Origin of the sequence: Pseudomonas sp. 22085 (assembly GCF_052045815.1) — a bacterium.
Taxonomy (GTDB): Bacteria; Pseudomonadota; Gammaproteobacteria; order Pseudomonadales; family Pseudomonadaceae; genus Aquipseudomonas; species Aquipseudomonas glycinae.
The window spans coordinates 1-16,297 of sequence record NZ_JBQEQA010000026.1 but is presented as its reverse complement, the minus strand read 5'-3'; the positions used below and the strand labels follow the sequence as shown (position 1 = coordinate 16,297).

The following is a 16,297-nucleotide window of genomic DNA, read 5'->3' as shown; positions in this document are numbered from 1 at the left end:
TATGGAACAGTCGAAGGTGCGCAAAGTCGGTCTGGGAGTCGCGTTGACGCTGGTGGCCGGGTTGGTGTTCTACACGGTGCAGGCGCCGGCCGAAGCACCGCAATACCTGACCGCCACGGTCGAACGCGCTGACATTGAAAACGCAGTGCTGGCCACCGGTCTGCTGGAGGGCATCAAGCAGGTGGACGTCGGTGCCCAGGTTTCTGGCCAGTTGAAGTCGCTGAAGGTCAAGGTTGGCGACAAGGTCAAGAAGGGCCAGTGGCTGGCGGAAATCGACCCGTTGGTGCTGCAGAACACCCTGCGTCAGGCACAGGTCGATGAGGAAAACCTGCAAGCCCAGCGCCGGGCGACCCAGGCTCAGTTGCGCCAGACCAAGGCGATCTACGAGCGCTATCAGAACCTGCAGGAGGACGCCTCGATCTCGCGGCAGGATTTCGAAACCGCGCAGTCGAACTACGAAGTGCAGCAGGCCAACCTGATGTCGCTGGATGCGCAAATCAAAAGCGCGCACATCCAGATCGACACCGCCAAGGTCAATCTGGCCTACACACGGATCGTCGCGCCCATCGACGGCGACGTGGTGGGCATCGTGACTCAGGAAGGCCAGACCGTGATCGCCAACCAGCTGGCGCCGATCCTGCTGAAACTGGCGGACCTGGACACCATGACCGTCAAGGCTCAGGTGTCGGAGGCCGATGTCATTCACATCGCACCGGGGCAGGAGGTGTACTTCACCATTCTCGGCGAGGAAAAACGTTATTACGGCAAACTGCGCGGTACCGAACCTGCGCCGCAGAACTTCCTGGAAACGCCGCCCGCCGGCACGCCGAAACAGAACACCGCGGTGTTCTATAACGCGCTGTTCGAGGTGCCGAATCCCGATCACCGTTTGCGTATTTCCATGACCGCTCAGGTGCGTGTGGTGCTCGACACCGCCAAGTCGGTGCTGACGATTCCGGTCGCCGCGTTGGGCCCACGCAACAGCGATGGCAGCTTCCCGGTGCGGGTGCTGGACGCCAAGGGCCAGGCGCAGTCGCGCAACGTGCAGACCGGGATCAACAACAACGTCAAGGTGCAGGTCAACGACGGCCTGGCCGAAGGCGACCGGGTGGTGATCGGTGATCCGGTGGCGAAAGTGGCAGGGGCATGAGCATGAGCGAACCTCTGCTGCAACTGACCGGCATCAGCCGCAGTTTCACGGCTGGCGATCGTGAATTTCTCGCGCTGAAGAACATCAACCTGACGATCAATGCCGGGGAAATGGTCGCGATCATCGGTGCCTCGGGCTCCGGCAAATCGACCCTGATGAACATTCTCGGTTGCCTCGACTACGCCACGGCTGGCAGCTACAGGATCAACGGCCGGGAAACCCGGGATCTGGACAATCAGGCGCTGGCCGAACTGCGTCGCGACTATTTCGGCTTCATCTTCCAGCGCTATCACTTGCTGCCGCACTTGAGCGCGATGCACAACGTCGAGATGCCGGCGATCTACGCCGGCACGCCGGAGCCACAGCGCCATGCCCGGGCCCGTGAATTGTTGGCGCGCCTTGGGCTGGAAGGGCACCTGACCCATCGCCCGAGCCAACTCTCGGGCGGTCAGCAGCAGCGGGTGAGTATCGCCCGGGCCTTGATGAACGGCGGCGAAGTGATTCTCGCGGATGAGCCGACCGGCGCCCTCGATACCACCAGCGGCAAGGAGGTGATGCGCATCCTGCTGGAGCTGCACGCGGCCGGGCACACGGTGATTCTGGTGACTCACGACCCCAAGGTCGCGGCCAACGCCGAGCGCATCATTGAAGTCAGCGACGGCGAAATCCTCAGCGACCGGCGCAACGAGCGCGACAGCACGGCATTGAGCAATGAGGACGCGGTACCCAAATCCACAGCAGCACGGCGTCTGGTGGCCAGCCTCGGGTTGTTCAAGGAAGCCTTCAACATGGCCTGGGTCGCGCTGATTTCCCATCGCATGCGCACCTTGCTGACCATGCTCGGGATCGTCATCGGCATTACCTCGGTGGTATCGATCTCGGCCATCGGCGAGGGGGCCAAACGCTATGTGCTCAAGGACATTCAGGCCATCGGCAGCAACACCATCGATATCTATTCCGGCACCAGTTTCGGCGACAGTCGCTCGGCGGCCATCGAAACCCTGGTGCCGGCGGATGTGGCGGCGCTCAATCAGCTGTATTACGTCGACAGCGCCACGCCGGTGGTCGGGCGCAATCTCTTGCTGCGCTATCGCAACATTGACCTCGATGCGCAGGTCAACGGCGTCAGCGATCTGTACTTCCAGGTGCGCGGGATCAAGATGGAGTCGGGCATCCCTTTCAGCGAAAGCGATGCCCGGCGCCAGGCTCAGGTGGTGGTGATCGATCACAACACTCGCCAACGGTTGTTCGGTGAGGGAGTCGATCCGCTGGGGCAGGTGATCCTGATCGGCAACCTGCCGTGCACCGTGATTGGCGTGGCGGCAGAGAACAAGAACATCTTCTCGTCGAGCAAGTCGCTCAATGTCTGGGTGCCCTATGAAACTGCCGCCGGCCGGCTGTTGGGCCAGCGTTACCTGGACAGCATCAGCGTGCGGATCAAGGACGGCCAGCCGAGCAAGGTGGTGGAAGACAACGTCAACAAACTGATGCTGCAGCGCCACGGCACCAAGGATTTCTTCACCAACAACCTCGACAGCGTGATGCAGACGGTGCAGAAAACCAGCCGCTCGCTGGCGCTGTTGCTGTCGCTGATTGCGGTGATTTCGCTGGTAGTGGGTGGCATCGGGGTGATGAACATCATGCTGGTGTCGGTCACTGAACGTACCCGGGAAATCGGCATTCGCATGGCGGTGGGGGCGCGGCAGTCGGACATCCGCCAGCAGTTTCTGGTGGAGGCGGTGATGGTCTGTCTGCTGGGCGGGGCGATTGGAATTTCGTTGAGTTACGCCATCGGCCATTTGTTTTCGCTGTTCATCAAGGAATGGGAGATGGTGTTCTCGCTGGGCTCGGTGCTGACAGCGGTGTTCTGCTCGACGCTGATCGGCATCGTGTTCGGCTTCGTGCCGGCGCGCAATGCTTCGCGGCTCGACCCGATCGAGGCCTTGGCGCGGGACTGAGGGGCCGGACATGAAAAAAACCGTCGTCCCTGGCAGGACGGCGGTTTTTTTACAGGCGCGTGATCGATCAGGCCGCGTTGGACGGGTCGCAGGCGGCCGGGCAGTCCTCAGGCGAATACATCCAGCGCATCAGCGAATGGCGACCGCTGATCCCCAGTTTGATGGCGGCGCGCTTGAGGTAGCTCTCGACGGTGTTGACCTTCAGTTGCAATTGCTCGGCCAGTTCAGGCGCGGTGCGCCCGGCCAGCAGACCCACGCACACTTCCATCTCTCGGTTCGACAGGCTCAGGCCCAGGTGTTGAACGCGCTCGCAAAAGCGCAATCGCAGGGTCTCCAGGCCTTGAAGCGATGCTTCGGTCGCTGCGGCTTGCACTTCGGGATCCGCACTCGCCGGTTGCAGCGCGTGGATATGCTTTTCCACCATCGGCAGCAGCACCGGGGAGATGTCCTGCAACAGGCTACGCTCCCGGGCGGAAAATCGCTTCGACGGCCCGCAGCGGTACACGGAAATCACATAACGGTAACCGTCCTTGCGCCGGGTCAGGTGCAACTGCGAAGCATCGGTGACCGTGGAGGGTTCGGGGGCGGGCACGTCACTGTTGCCGGGATCGGTGCTCAGTTCGGAATACACCGTCTCGGCCGTCAGTGCCGCCTCTTTGGGGCATTCAGGGTCGATGCGCGGTTGCGTACGTCCGACCGGCTCCACGCGCATCTGCCGGATGTGTGTGGCATCCACGGCCAGTTGGGTGAGGATCAGGTCGTGCAGCATCCGCGGAAAATGCCGGCTGCCAGTGCTGGCGATGACTTTGCCGATGTGAGGGAACAGGTGTGAGTTCATGTGTTTCATCCATGAGTAGCAATGGGGGAATTGCGCTTTCCCGAGTCTCCGGCGGATGTCCTTGGCCGGCGACCACAAATCGGGAAATTTGGATCCTATCCTAGTACAACGTTTGAGCGACGGATTAATGAAGGGGCTATTAGCTCATAACCCGAACATTCAATGGCCGGGCAGGCGCCGGTCCTCATGAGCGCGCGGTGTTCGAGCGATGATTGACGGCTCCAGAGTGTTTTGAGGTTTGCAGGAGACGGGCAAAAGCCATTTTGTCGATGGGTCGGCTCATGAAATAACCCTGCACTTCGTTGCATTGATCCTTGCCGAGAATGGCCAGTTGCTCCTCGGTCTCGACGCCTTCGGCCGTGACATTCAGGCCCATTGCCTTGCCCAGACCGATGATCGCTTGCACCACCGCACGATCATTGCTGCCAGTGCTGATCGAAGCAATGAAACGCTTGTCGATCTTGATGCCGTCGAACGGATAGGCGCGCAGGTAGCCCAGCGAGGAGTAGCCGGTGCCGAAGTCATCCATGTTCAACCTCACGCCCAGCTCTTTCAGCGCGTTCATGGTTGTCAATGCACCGTCGGTGTCGTTGAGCATGACGTTTTCAGTGATCTCCAGTTCCAGACGACTGCCCGGAAAGCGGGTTTCGACCAGTACCTCGCGCACATCCTGGACGACATCGCTCAGTGCAAACTGGGCAGGGGAGAGGTTCACCGACAGGAGGATTTCTGCAGGCCAGGTCAGGGCGGTCTGGCAGGCTTCGCGCAATACCCAGCGACCGAGGGGGACGATCAGGTCCGTCTGCTCCGCCAGCGGAATGAACAGATCGGGACCGAGCAGCCCTTTCGTCGGATGCTGCCAGCGCACCAGGGCTTCAACCGAAACAATTTCCTTGCCGTCCACCTTGTAGCGGGGCTGGTAGTGCAGCACCAGTTCGTTGTCTTTCAGCGCTTTGCGCAAGTCGTCTTCCATTTGTCGACGCGTCTGAATCTGGTCGCTCATGTGCGCTTCGAAATAGCACCAGGTGTTCTTGCCCTCCGACTTGGCCTGATAGAGCGCGATGTCGGCGCAGCGAATCAGCTCTGCGGCTTCGAAGCCGTGGCGCCGGCTCAGGGTGATGCCGATGCTGGCACCGATGTGCAACGGATGATGCTCGAACATCACCGGCTCATGCAGGCTGCCGATCAGACGTGTGCAGAACCGGTCGATTTCCTGATGCGAGTCCATGCCACTGAGCACGACGACGAATTCGTCGCCGCCCAGCCGCGCAACAATGTCGTGATCACGCGTGCATTCGCGCAGGCGCCTGGCGACTTCCTGCAGGACCGCATCACCGGCCGGATGCCCCAGTGAGTCATTGATCGGCTTGAAGTTGTCCAGATCGATCATCAGCAGTGACAGGGGCGCGGCATGCTCTTTGAGTTGCAGGGCCTCTTCCAGATAGCGCGCCAGTTTGTTGCGATTGGGCAGCCCCGTCAGTGCGTCGTGCATGGACAGGTGCTGGATCTGTGCATGGGCCGCCACTTCATCGGTAATGTCGCTGGCGGTGCCGCGATACCCGACGATGGAATGGCTTTCGACGATCGGCCTGGCGGACAGCCGGCAATAGCGTTGCTGTCCTGTTTCATCGCGGTAGGTACAGCGCAGGTCACTGGCGTTGACCTCTTCGTTCAGTTTCTTGAGCCATAGCTCCAGCGGCGTGGTATCGCAGGACAGTAACTGCATGATGTCCTGTCCCAGCCACTGTTCACGTGGGTAACCGGTCACAGTACTGAAGCGCGCCGAGAGATAGGTGAGAGACAGGTGCCGGTCGATTTCCCAGATCCAGTCCGAAGCCGCTTCAGCCACGGCGCGAAAACGTTCTTCACTGGCCTCAAGTGCCTGATTGGCCGCTTGCATTGCGCGGTGTGAGGTCTGCATCGCTTCGAAGCTGTTGTCCACGTACTGCGACGAGCGCAAGGCATGCCGGAAAAAGTAGCCGGTCAACAGCATGAGGATGAGCAAAATGCTGCCAAGCGTCGGCAGCAATGACCACAGCAACTGTTGCCCCGGACGCTCGAGGTCTGCGACCAGACTGTAACCGGTACTGTCCAGCGGCACTCGGGGCTGGCCCGCTTCGATGGTTTCGTCCGGGGCCAGGGTCAGGTTGTTCAGGCCGAAGCCGCTGCCGATCTTCCGCAGTTTGGCAGGCGTCAGCTTGTCGACGAATACCAGCACGGAGGTGTTACGGGGTTCTTCGGTGGGGCGCTCGTCATTGGGAATGATGGCCGCCGCCGTCACCAGCGCCGGCCAGTCTTCAAACAACGAATAGGTACTGACGGGCTTGGTGAGGTCGCTCTGCAGCTGTACCTGGTCGACCAGTGCAGTGGCCGACGCCTTGAGAAAACCGGAAATGTTTGCTTCGACCAATTGGCCGCGCACCACCGCATATTTGGTCTGTTCCCGGTTCAGGACAAATACGCCGTCATAGCCATCGCTGGTGAACAGGGTTTTGCCGAGGTTTTGTTCAACGTAGGCCCAGTTCGTGTCGACCTGAGCGCTCAGATGCTCATAGGCCGTTGTCCAGTAGGCGTAACTGGTGATGTAGTTTTTTGAAGCCAGGATGCGGTTTTCCAGGGCTCGGGTCGAATAGAACAGGTTGTCGTTCACATCGTCGTCATCGAGCCGCGTCGCAATACTTAACAGGGCACCGACGGCGGTGATGACACCGGCTATGAACAGCACGCCTACGGCAAAGGCCAGGCGTCGGGTGGCGTTACGTTGAGGCGAGGGGAGCGGGGCCGCATGAGTGGAAAAGTCCATTCGCTCATCCTTGATCCGTGATTACGGCATCTAGAACACTTGGATCGACGCAATGTTCAGTCTTGTCTGCGCCACCGTTTGAAGGGTAGCAGGCACTTCGGACTTTCATCGACAATGCGCGTCCACCAACTCGATCCAGTGCCTGACGGGCGTGCGGCCGGCGCCGTCGAGGTGGATCTGGCAGCCGATGTTGGCGGTGGCGATGATCTCGGGATGACCACTCTCCAGCGCATCGAGTTTGTTGTCGCGCAGTGACCTGGCCAGCGCCGGTTGGGTGATCGAATAAGTACCCGCCGAGCCGCAGCACAGATGAGCGTCGGGGACGGCAGTCAGGTCGAAGCCCAGGCGGGTCAGCACCGACTCCACTGCACCGCCGAGTTTCTGTGCATGTTGCAAAGTGCAGGGGCAATGGAAAGCTACACGTTGATTGGCGCGGATGCCGAAGGACTCGAGCGGCTCCTCGCGCAGCACCTCAACCAGGTCTTTTGCCAGCGCGCTGACGGCTTTGGCCTTTTCGGCATAAGCCGGATCGGTGCGAAGCAAGTGCCCGTAATCCTTGATGAACGCACCGCAACCGCTGGCAGTCTGTACGATCGCCTCGGCGCCCTGTGTGATGGCCGGCCACCACGCATCAATGTTGTGGCGCGCGCGCTCAAGACCGCTGGCCTGGGCGTCGAGGTGATAATCCACCGCGCCGCAACAACCCGCCTCGCGGGCAGGAATCACGCTGATGCCCAGACGATCCAGCACCCGGGCTGCTGCGGCATTGGTATTGGGTGACACGCCTGGCTGCACGCAACCCTCGAGCATCAGCACTTGTCGCGCATGACCGATGACGGGACGTGGTGCAGGCAGCACCACGTTGCGTGGCAGTTTGTCTTGCAGGGAATGGGGCAGTAGCGCCCGGAACATCCGGCCGGCTTTGATCAGCCCTTTGAACATCTGCGGATTGGGCACGACGCGTCGAAGACTTTCACGCAACAGACGCTGCCCGAGCGGCCGCGCAACGGCGTCGTCGACCACCGCCCGGCCGATGTCGAGCAGGTTGTGATAGTCCACGCCGGAAGGGCAGGTGGTTTCACAGTTGCGACACGACAGGCAGCGATCCAGATGCTGCTGGGTTTTGGCCGTGACTTCGTTGCCTTCGAGCACTTGCTTGATCAAGTAGATGCGCCCGCGCGGGCCGTCCAGCTCATCGCCGAGCAATTGGTAGGTCGGGCAGGTCGCATTGCAGAACCCGCAATGCACGCACGTGCGCAGGATGCTTTCGGCCTCTTCGGCACGGGGCAGTTGTCGGGCTTGCGGGCTGAGGTTGGTCTGCATGGCTCAAAGCTCCGCGTACAGACGCCCGGGGTTGAAAATGCCCCGGGGGTCGAGTTGTCGTTTGAGTTGGCGGTGATAGTGCAGCAGGGCGGGTGCCAGAGGATGGAACGGTTCATCGATCAGGCCGTGGCTGTAGCAGGTCGCGTGGCCGCCGACGTGGCCGACCACTTTGCGAATGTTCGCCGCTTCTGCCGTGGATTTGAGCCAGCGTTGCGCACCGGCCCAGTCAAGCCACTGCTCGCCGGGCAGGTTCAGCGGCGGGGTGTTGAGCGGCACGGACAGGCGCCAGAGCGGTTGGTCTTGATCAAAGAAGCCCAGATGCTGTTCGTTGAGATCGGCCCAGAACGAACTGTCGATCAGCTCGCCGCCAAGTCGATCATGGGCGGCCGCCACTGAGCCTTCGCCGCCCTCCAGACGCAAGTGCAGTTGCCGGCCATCGTGACAGGCAGCGCTGATCGGCAACGGCTGCTGGCCCCATTCGGCCAGACGCAGCAACGCCTGTTCGCCGGACATCTCCAGACTGAGGCTCAGGCACGCTCGCGGTTTGGGCAGCACCTTTAGCGAGACTTCGGTGATCACCCCAAGCGATCCGTAACTGCCGGCCATCAGGCGCGACAGGTCATAACCGGCAACGTTCTTCATGACTTCGCCACCAAAGCGCAGGTGTTTGCCGTGACCGGTGATGATCCGTGTGCCGAGCACAAAGTCGCGCACCGATCCCGACCACGGGCGACGCGGGCCCGACAACCCGCTGGCGATCATGCCGCCCACGGTGGCGTCGTCGGCGAATGCCGGCGGTTCGCAGGCCAGCATCTGTTGCGAGGCGTCCAGCACCGCCAGCAATTCTGCCAGCGGAGTGCCGCAGCGCGCGGTGATCACCAGTTCGGTCGGGTCGTAGCGGACGATGCCGCAGTGAGCGCGGGTGTCGAGAATTTCACCGCCGACGATGCGTCCCAGAAAAGCCTTGCTGTTGGCGCCCTGAATGCGCAGCGGCGTGGCATTTTCCAGCGCTAGCTTGACCTGTTCCAGCAGAGTGGCGCTGTCATCGAAATCCTTTGTATCGCCCATCAGAACCGCTCCAGTTCGGGGAAGGGCAACTGCCCGTGGTGTACGTGCAAGGCGCCGAATTCGGCACAGCGGTGCAGGGTCGGAATGTTTTTGCCGGGATTGAGCAAGCCACTCGGATCGAACGCCGCTTTCACGGCGTGAAACAGGGTCAGTTCGTCACCGTTGAACTGCGCGCACATCTGGTTGATTTTTTCCCGGCCCACACCGTGTTCGCCGGTGATGCTGCCGCCGACCTTCACGCACAGTTCGAGGATCTTGCCACCCAGCGCTTCGGCACGTTCCAGCTCGCCGGGCTGGTTGGCGTCGAACAGAATCAGTGGGTGCATGTTGCCGTCGCCAGCGTGGAATACATTGGCGACCCGCAAGCCATATTCGGCTGAAAGCTGCGCAATTGCGTGCAGTACACCGGGCAATTCGCGGCGCGGAATTGTGCCGTCCATGCAGTAATAGTCCGGCGACAACCGGCCCACGGCGGGGAACGCATTCTTGCGTCCAGCCCAGAATCGCACGCGTTCGGCTTCGTCCCGGGCCTGGCGCAGTTCGGTGGCGCCGGCGTGTTCGAGCACTTGCCGGACCCGCGTGCAATCATCGTGGACATCGGCTTCAACGCCATCGAGTTCGCAAAGCAGAATCGCCTCGGCGTCCACCGGATAACCGGCGTGGATGAAGTCTTCGGCCGCGCGAATCGCCAGGTTATCCATCATTTCCAGGCCGCCGGGGATGATGCCGGCCGCGATGATGTCGGCCACTGCGCGGCCGGCCTTTTCCACGGAGTCGAATGCCGCCAGCAGCACTTTGGCCGTCTGCGGTTTGGGCAAGAGCTTGACCGTGACTTCGGTAATCACCCCGAGCAGGCCTTCGGAACCGGTGAACAGTGCCAGCAGGTCGAAACCGGGGGAATCCAGCGCGTCCGATCCCAATGTCAGGCGTTCGCCATCGACGGTTAGAATCTCGACCTTGAGCAGGTTATGCACGGTCAGTCCGTACTTGAGGCAGTGCACGCCACCGGCGTTTTCCGCCACATTGCCGCCGATGGAGCAGGCGATTTGCGAGGAAGGATCAGGCGCGTAATACAACCCGAACGGCGCCGCGGCCTGGGAGATCGCCAGATTGCGCACACCGGGTTGAACCCGTGCAGTACGCGCCGCGGGATCGATGTGCAGGATGTTATTGAAACGCGCCATCACCAGCAGCAAACCTTTTTCCAGCGGTAGAGCGCCGCCGGACAATCCGGTCCCGGCGCCCCGGGCCACCACCGGCACACGTCGTTCGTGGCAGATCCGCAACACGCCCTGAACTTCATCGATATGTCGTGGCAGTACCACCAGCAGCGGCGTGGTGCGATAGGCGGACAGCCCATCGCATTCATAAGGCTTCAATTCTTCGCGCTGATGCAACACTTCCAGGTCTGGCCATTGGTGCAGCAGGGCTTGCAGAAGTGCAGTCTTGTCGACGTCGGGCAAAACGCCGTCGACCTGTTCGTCGTAGAGAATGTTCATGATCGTTGGACGACCCTCCGTTGTCGTTATTCGAGGTCGGTGCCGGTTTCCATCATTGGGCTGCTGACACCGAGAAGTAAAGCGTAGCGGCCGGAGGTCCGTTGGCTCCCGCGCTCCTGTAATATGCCGCCACCTCACCCCAACGAGCATGGAAAATGGATTCTCACTCGATTCTGGCCTTTACCCTGGTTGCCACGATTGCGATCGCCAGCCCGGGGCCCGCGACCCTGATGGCGATCAACAACAGCCTGGCCCATGGTCAACGCAGTGCAATCTGGTCATCCCTCGGCAATGCCAGTGGCCTGTTCTGCCTCTCGGCTGCAGCGATGCTGGGACTTGGGGCCTTGCTGGCCAGCTCCGAAATGCTGTTCAACGCGGTGAAAATCATCGGTGCCGGTTATCTGTTCTACCTCGGGATCCGGCAGTTGTTCAAAAAAGGTTCGATGCTCCCGGAGCACGTTGAAGATGAGTCGAAAAAGGTCCGGCCTACTCGCAGCAAACTGTACAAGTCAGCGTTCCTGACGGCCGTGACCAATCCCAAGGCAACAATGTTCTTCACCGCACTGTTTCCTCAGTTCATCGATCAGGGCGCGACATTGCTGCCGCAGTTTCTGATCCTCACCTCGATTTTTATGGCGTTGTCGGTGACGTCGCTGACGCTTTATGCAGCGCTCGCCTCGCGGGCCAAGGGCGTGCTGACCCGGCCTGCGCTGTCCCGCTGGGTCAGTCGGGTGGTGGGAACTACGTTTATCGGTTTCGGGGCTGCGATTCTGACGATGCGTCGGCAGGCCGCGTAAGTAAAAGCTGTCCGACTGAAATCAGTCATCCATTTCAAGGAAGCATTGCGTGGCACTCAGGGTTTTAGTGGTCGGCGGTTATGGAAATTTCGGCAGCATTGTCAGTCGGCATTTGATTGAGATGCCTGACATCGAGCTGGTGATCTCAGGCCGCGATCCGCAGAAATTGGCGCACAAAGTCGACGAGCTGAAAGCCCGGTCGGGCGTTGTCTGCGAGAGTTGGTGCGGCAACGCGATGGGGGACGGGTTTGACGCAGCTCTGAAATCGCTGAACATTCAACTGGTCATCCACACCGGCGGCCCGTTTCAAGGGCAATCCTATGCGGTTGCCGAGCGCTGCATTGGCGCGGGTGTGCATTATTGCGATTTGTCCGACTGCCGAACATTTGTCAACGACATCGGAATCCTCGATGCCCGCGCGAAACAGGCCGGGGTGGCGATTCTCAGCGGTTGCAGTTCGGTGCCGACACTTTCATCGGCTCTTATCGATGAACAGCGGCATCGCTTCTCCCGCATCGATTCGATCGAACATGGTATTTCCTCGTCGGCGAAAATGCCGGGCCTGTCGACGGTTGAAGGTGTTCTGGCCTACGCCGGCAAGCCGATCAGGCAACTCAGGAATGGCCAGGTTCATGAGGTGGCAGGCTGGCTGGACCTGACGTTGCGCAAGATGCCTCACCTGGGCGTTCGGGTGCTGGCGAATGTCGACGTGCCGGACATGGATATCTTCGCTAAACGCTATGGCGCACAAACCTTGAGTTTCAAGGCGGGTGCGGGCCTGAAGCTGGGTGGTGTGGCCAACGGTCTGTTCGCGCTGGCCCGCAGGTTTGGTGCGTTTCGTGATCATCTTCCCTGGGCCGCGCGGCTTCATCGTTGGGGGACCTGGTTCGAGCGATTCGGTGATGGCAAAAGCGCAATGTATATCGACGTGACAGGACTCGGTATCGACGGAAAACCGCTGGCCATGACGGTGCAGCTCACCGCCCGGAATGACAAGGGACCGGAAATCCCCAGCTGCGCAGCCGTTGCCCTGGCCGCGAAAATCGCGCAGGGATACCAGCCCGAGGCTGGCGCACGTCCTTGTGTAGGAGAGGTCAGCGTTGACGAGTACATGGCGGCCATCAACGATCCGCAGAATCTGAGCCTGTCGATGCATTTCTCTGACGGGCAGAACTGACCGTGCTCTACCTATGCCTCAAATACATTCATATCATCGCCGCGGTTTTTCTGTTCGGATTCGGCATGGGGTCGTACCTCTACTTGATCGCCGCGAGCCGTACAGCCAACCCTCTGGTGATCGCGCACGTGGCGAGAATGGTCGTACGATTCGACGCCTGGATCACCACGCCGGCGGGCTTTATTCAGGTCGCGACGGGTTACGGGTTGACCAGGCTTGCCGCAATACCCTTGACCACGGAGTGGGTACTGACGTCCTTGATCATTTTCCTGTGCGTCGGCTCGCTCTGGTTGCCGGTTTTGGTGCTTCAGAAGCGTTTGTACGTGATGGCTTCAAGCGCAGTCGAGACTGGGGCAGGGCTCGCTGATGACTACCGCTGCGTTTATCGAAAGTGGTTCTGGATGGGTGTTGCCGGTTTTCTGGGGATGTTCGTGATCGTGCTGCTGATGGTGACGAAGATGACGCCGGGGCAGTGGGCCGACCTGTTGGTCTAGCGAACGCAACGCCCGATACACTCGTACCGGACGTCGCGTCGTATCAGGCGAAGCTCAATCCAGATCGCTCGCCTGATGCCGCTCCGGAACCTGGCTCGCTTCATCGCCCCACGTCCGGTTGACGCGCTGGCCACGAATCACCGCAGGCCGTTCGGCAATCTCTTGCGCCCAGCGCTGCACGTGAGTGTATTCGTGAGCGGAAAGGAACTCGGCGGCAGAATAGACATTGTTGCGCACCAATTGCCCGTACCAAGGCCAGACCGCGATGTCGGCGATGGTGTAGTCGTTGCCGGCAAGGTAAGGGCTTTCGCTCAGTCGGCGATCGAGCACATCCAGCTGCCGCTTGGTTTCCATGGTGAATCGATTGATCGGGTATTCGAGTTTCTCCGGCGCATACGCATAAAAATGTCCGAAGCCACCGCCGAGGTAGGGCGCTGAGCCCATCTGCCAGAACAGCCAGTTCAGGGTTTCGGTGCGTCCCGCCAGGTCGGTAGGCAGGAAGGCGCCAAATTTTTCCGCCAGATAAAGCAGGATCGAGCCGGATTCGAAGACGCGAATGGCCGGTTCTGCGCTGCGATCCAGTAGCGCCGGAATTTTCGAATTGGGGTTGATATCGACAAAGCCGCTGGAGAACTGATCGCCCTCGTTGATGCGGATCAGCCAGGCGTCATACTCGGCGCCGGTGTGTCCGAGCGCCAGCAGCTCCTCAAGCAGGATGGTCACTTTCACGCCGTTGGGTGTGGCCAGCGAGTAGAGCTGCAGCGGGTGTTTGCCAATTGGCAATGTTTTTTCATGCGTCGGCCCGGCAATCGGACGATTGATGCTGGCGAACTGGCCGCCGGACGGAGCGATGTGTTTCCAGACCTTGGGTGGAGCGTAGGGCGCCTTGCTCATGAAACGGACCTCATCGGTTGTATGCTGGATGACGTGAGCCGGGCAGGGAGCGTGCCGGGCTCTTGTCGAACAGGACACCATAGAAGGGCGTTTGAATGCCACTGGTTGTTCGCTGAAATGGTTTGGGTAAAAAACGAGCCCGGCGGGTGCCGGTCTTCTGGCCGCTTCTTCTATATAGAAGAATGTTGTGTGTCGGTAGCAGAGCTATGGCGCGAATCTGTGCGCAATTGCGCCGGACTCACGCCGAGGCGCTGTTTGAAGGCTGTGGTCATATGCGCCTGTGAGTTGAAGCCGCAAGCGAGAGCTATCTGCGAGAGGCTGGCCGTTGTATCGCGCATCGACGCTCGGGCTTTGGTCAGCCGCCTGTCGATCAGGTAACTGTGGGGGCTTTTGCCGGTCGCCTGCTTGAAGGCGCGCATGAAATAGCCCTCTGACAAGTCCAGCAATTGCGCCATTTCCGGGACGCTGAGCGGGCTGCCGAGGCCGGCGTCGATGAACTCGTCCAGCAGGCGCATTCGGCTGCCGGTGATCGAGCCTTGATGCATTGCGGCCTCATGGCCCTCAACCCGTTCAGCCAGGTTGAGCGCCCAGCTTTCCCAGTCATCATCCAGAGAGGCTTGCAGCAGCGCATTGCGCATTCGCGACGCGAGGTGAATAGCCTGCGGGTCGATGCGATTGTTGAACGCACTGTCTCCCGCCAGTGCCGTGCCGTCTGTGCGTATCACTCGCAGGTACTCGCCGCCCATGGGTGACTCGGACAACACGTCACATCCAGCCGGAACAAACGCCAGGCCATTGGGCATCGCATCGAAGGGGCGTATCCGGTCAGTACCAATGGCGTGCACGCCGCGCTGGCTGTCGAAGGCAAATCCAATCGCGGACTGGGTCGCCACGTATCGCACCGAGTATGCAGCGCCGGGCAGCAGCTCGATCGCCCACGGACCGGCTTCGACACGACGTATCGGCTCATCAGCGACTATGGAATGGCGACGGTTTCGATGGCTCATGAACACCATAGTAGTGAAGGGAGCGCACAAAAGTCAGGTCGGTTTTTTGAAAGCCGACGTCATGCGTCCGTGCCTAGACTGAGCCAAAACTCAAGGAACTACCTATATGCACGCATTGACTCGCGATGATATTGAAAATGCTGCCCGTCAGGTTTATCAGGTGATGCCGGCCACCGCCCAATACCGTTGGCCGTTACTGGCCGAGCGGTTGGGCTGCACCGTTTGGGTCAAGCATGAAAACCATACGCCCACCGGCGCCTTCAAGGTGCGCGGCGGTATTACCTTTATGCACTGGCTGCGTCGTGAACATCCGGCTGTCAAAGGCATTGTCTCTGCGACGCGTGGCAATCACGGTCAGAGCCTGGCGCTGGCGGCGCGGGCGGCGGGGCTGAAGGCGTTGATTGTGGTGCCGCGGGGCAATTCGCTGGAAAAGAACAACGCCATGCGTGGCTTTGGTGGTGAAGTGGTCGAGTGCGGGCGCGATTTTGACGAGGCTCGTGAGGAGGCGGCGCGTCTGGCGCAGGAGCATGACCTTTTCCTGGTGCCGCCGTTTCACGTTGAACTGGTAAAGGGGGTGGCAACGTATGCGCTGGAGTTGTTCGGTGCTGCGCCGGATCTGGATACGGTTTACGTGCCCATCGGTTGCGGATCGGGGATCTGTGGTGTGATCGCCGCTCGCGACGCGCTAGGACTGAATACCGAGGTGGTGGGGGTGGTGTCGACAGAAGCCGCGGCTGCCAAGTTGTCGTTTGAAGCGAACGTGATCTGCGAAACCCCGTCGGCGAACACCTTTGCCGATGGCCTGGCCGTGCGCAAGCCGATTGCGCAGGCGTTCGACATCTATAAGGAAGGGGCGACGAGGATCGTCTCGGTCAGCGAAGGCGAGATCGCCCAAGCCATGCGTGTCTATTACACCGATACCCACAACCTCGCAGAAGGCGCGGGTGCCTCAGCGTTGGCCGCATTGATGCAGGAGCGTGGAAAAATGCAGGGGAAACAGGTCGGCGTGATTCTGTCCGGGGGAAATATTGACCAGTCGGTGTATGCCACGGTGATTGGTTGATTGTCGGTGAAAAGAATTTTCAAACGGGGGTTGACCACGAATTTCAATCCGGTATTATTCGCCTCCGGTTAGCGAGCAACGTTATGTTGCTTCTGACGCAAGTGATTGAATTTAAATGAAAATAATCACTTGACAGCAAATGAGGCTGCTGTAGAATGCGCGCCTCGGTTGAGACGAAAGATCTTAACCAATCGCTCTTTAACAACTGAATCAAGCAATTCGTGTG

At 60.3% G+C, this 16,297-nt stretch carries 13 protein-coding genes; 6 read left to right on the top strand and 7 right to left on the bottom strand.

The genetic code is table 11. From position 1 onward, the window contains the following. Position 1 precedes the first annotated feature (1 nt). Positions 2–1,150: a macrolide transporter subunit MacA gene (gene macA / locus ACTJK7_RS25610; protein ID WP_323151818.1), complete on the top strand. Its 1,149-nt coding sequence runs from the start codon at positions 2–4 to the stop codon at positions 1,148–1,150. A 2-nt stretch (positions 1,151–1,152) separates the two neighbouring features. After that, positions 1,153–3,108 (top strand): MacB family efflux pump subunit, encoded by a 1,956-nt coding sequence (locus ACTJK7_RS25605; RefSeq protein ID WP_323162387.1) that lies wholly within the window; start codon positions 1,153–1,155, stop codon positions 3,106–3,108. A gap of 67 nt (positions 3,109–3,175) precedes the next feature. Here the strand turns inward: ACTJK7_RS25605 and ACTJK7_RS25600 are convergent, their stop codons facing one another. The 5 genes from ACTJK7_RS25600 to glcD form a co-directional block, all read right to left on the bottom strand. Beyond that, positions 3,176–3,946 carry a helix-turn-helix transcriptional regulator gene (locus ACTJK7_RS25600; protein ID WP_323151844.1) on the bottom strand — a complete coding sequence of 257 codons (771 nt, stop codon included), beginning with the start codon at positions 3,944–3,946 and terminating at the stop codon, positions 3,176–3,178. Between the two features lie 184 nt (positions 3,947–4,130). Continuing rightward, positions 4,131–6,749: a bifunctional diguanylate cyclase/phosphodiesterase gene (locus ACTJK7_RS25595; protein WP_108561285.1), complete on the bottom strand. Its 2,619-nt coding sequence runs from the start codon at positions 6,747–6,749 to the stop codon at positions 4,131–4,133. Positions 6,750–6,854: 105 nt separating this feature from the next. Then, a complete protein-coding gene (gene glcF / locus ACTJK7_RS25590) occupies positions 6,855–8,072 on the bottom strand; it encodes a glycolate oxidase subunit GlcF (protein WP_108561288.1) in 1,218 nt (405 codons plus the stop codon). A 3-nt stretch (positions 8,073–8,075) separates the two neighbouring features. Beyond that, positions 8,076–9,140 (bottom strand): glycolate oxidase subunit GlcE, encoded by a 1,065-nt coding sequence (glcE, locus tag ACTJK7_RS25585; protein ID WP_440780854.1) that lies wholly within the window; start codon positions 9,138–9,140, stop codon positions 8,076–8,078. Further along, positions 9,140–10,639, bottom strand: a complete 1,500-nt coding sequence (gene glcD / locus ACTJK7_RS25580) for a glycolate oxidase subunit GlcD (RefSeq protein WP_440780856.1) — start codon at positions 10,637–10,639, stop codon at positions 9,140–9,142. Before glcD ends, glcE begins: the two co-directional genes overlap by 1 nt. Positions 10,640–10,794: 155 nt before the next feature. Here glcD and ACTJK7_RS25575 point away from each other — a divergent pair, with 155 nt between their 5' ends. From ACTJK7_RS25575 to ACTJK7_RS25565, 3 genes are read left to right on the top strand one after another with little or no spacing between them, the layout of a single operon-like run. Beyond that, positions 10,795–11,436: a LysE family translocator gene (locus tag ACTJK7_RS25575; RefSeq protein WP_440780857.1), complete on the top strand. Its 642-nt coding sequence runs from the start codon at positions 10,795–10,797 to the stop codon at positions 11,434–11,436. Positions 11,437–11,485: 49 nt separating this feature from the next. Then, entirely contained in the window at positions 11,486–12,613 is a 1,128-nt protein-coding gene (locus ACTJK7_RS25570) for a saccharopine dehydrogenase family protein (protein WP_440780859.1), read from the top strand. A gap of 2 nt (positions 12,614–12,615) precedes the next feature. Continuing rightward, entirely contained in the window at positions 12,616–13,107 is a 492-nt protein-coding gene (locus ACTJK7_RS25565) for a DUF2269 family protein (RefSeq protein WP_440780860.1), read from the top strand. 54 nt (positions 13,108–13,161) lie between these two features. Here the strand turns inward: ACTJK7_RS25565 and yghU are convergent, their stop codons facing one another. After that, positions 13,162–14,001 carry a glutathione-dependent disulfide-bond oxidoreductase gene (gene yghU / locus ACTJK7_RS25560; RefSeq protein ID WP_440780861.1) on the bottom strand — a complete coding sequence of 280 codons (840 nt, stop codon included), beginning with the start codon at positions 13,999–14,001 and terminating at the stop codon, positions 13,162–13,164. 170 nt (positions 14,002–14,171) lie between these two features. Beyond that, positions 14,172–15,017 (bottom strand): helix-turn-helix transcriptional regulator, encoded by an 846-nt coding sequence (locus tag ACTJK7_RS25555; RefSeq protein WP_440780863.1) that lies wholly within the window; start codon positions 15,015–15,017, stop codon positions 14,172–14,174. Between the two features lie 97 nt (positions 15,018–15,114). Here ACTJK7_RS25555 and ACTJK7_RS25550 point away from each other — a divergent pair, with 97 nt between their 5' ends. Further along, positions 15,115–16,071, top strand: coding sequence for a threonine dehydratase (locus tag ACTJK7_RS25550; protein WP_064382254.1), 957 nt, complete (start codon positions 15,115–15,117; stop codon positions 16,069–16,071). The last annotated feature ends 226 nt before the right edge of the window (positions 16,072–16,297 follow it).

Excerpts from the sequence above, each read along its gene's own strand:
- glcD (WP_440780856.1), bottom strand. The coding sequence starts at position 10,639 with ATGAACATTCTCTACGACGAACAGGTCGACGGCGTTTTGCCCGACGTC.
- ACTJK7_RS25550 (WP_064382254.1), top strand. The coding sequence starts at position 15,115 with ATGCACGCATTGACTCGCGATGATATTGAAAATGCTGCCCGTCAGGTT.
- ACTJK7_RS25600 (WP_323151844.1), bottom strand. The coding sequence starts at position 3,946 with ATGAACTCACACCTGTTCCCTCACATCGGCAAAGTCATCGCCAGCACT.
- ACTJK7_RS25595 (WP_108561285.1), bottom strand. The coding sequence starts at position 6,749 with ATGGACTTTTCCACTCATGCGGCCCCGCTCCCCTCGCCTCAACGTAAC.
- ACTJK7_RS25555 (WP_440780863.1), bottom strand. The coding sequence starts at position 15,017 with ATGGTGTTCATGAGCCATCGAAACCGTCGCCATTCCATAGTCGCTGAT.
- macA (WP_323151818.1), top strand. The coding sequence starts at position 2 with ATGGAACAGTCGAAGGTGCGCAAAGTCGGTCTGGGAGTCGCGTTGACG.
- ACTJK7_RS25575 (WP_440780857.1), top strand. The coding sequence starts at position 10,795 with ATGGATTCTCACTCGATTCTGGCCTTTACCCTGGTTGCCACGATTGCG.
- yghU (WP_440780861.1), bottom strand. The coding sequence starts at position 14,001 with ATGAGCAAGGCGCCCTACGCTCCACCCAAGGTCTGGAAACACATCGCT.
- glcE (WP_440780854.1), bottom strand. The coding sequence starts at position 9,140 with ATGGGCGATACAAAGGATTTCGATGACAGCGCCACTCTGCTGGAACAG.
- ACTJK7_RS25605 (WP_323162387.1), top strand. The coding sequence starts at position 1,153 with ATGAGCGAACCTCTGCTGCAACTGACCGGCATCAGCCGCAGTTTCACG.
- glcF (WP_108561288.1), bottom strand. The coding sequence starts at position 8,072 with ATGCAGACCAACCTCAGCCCGCAAGCCCGACAACTGCCCCGTGCCGAA.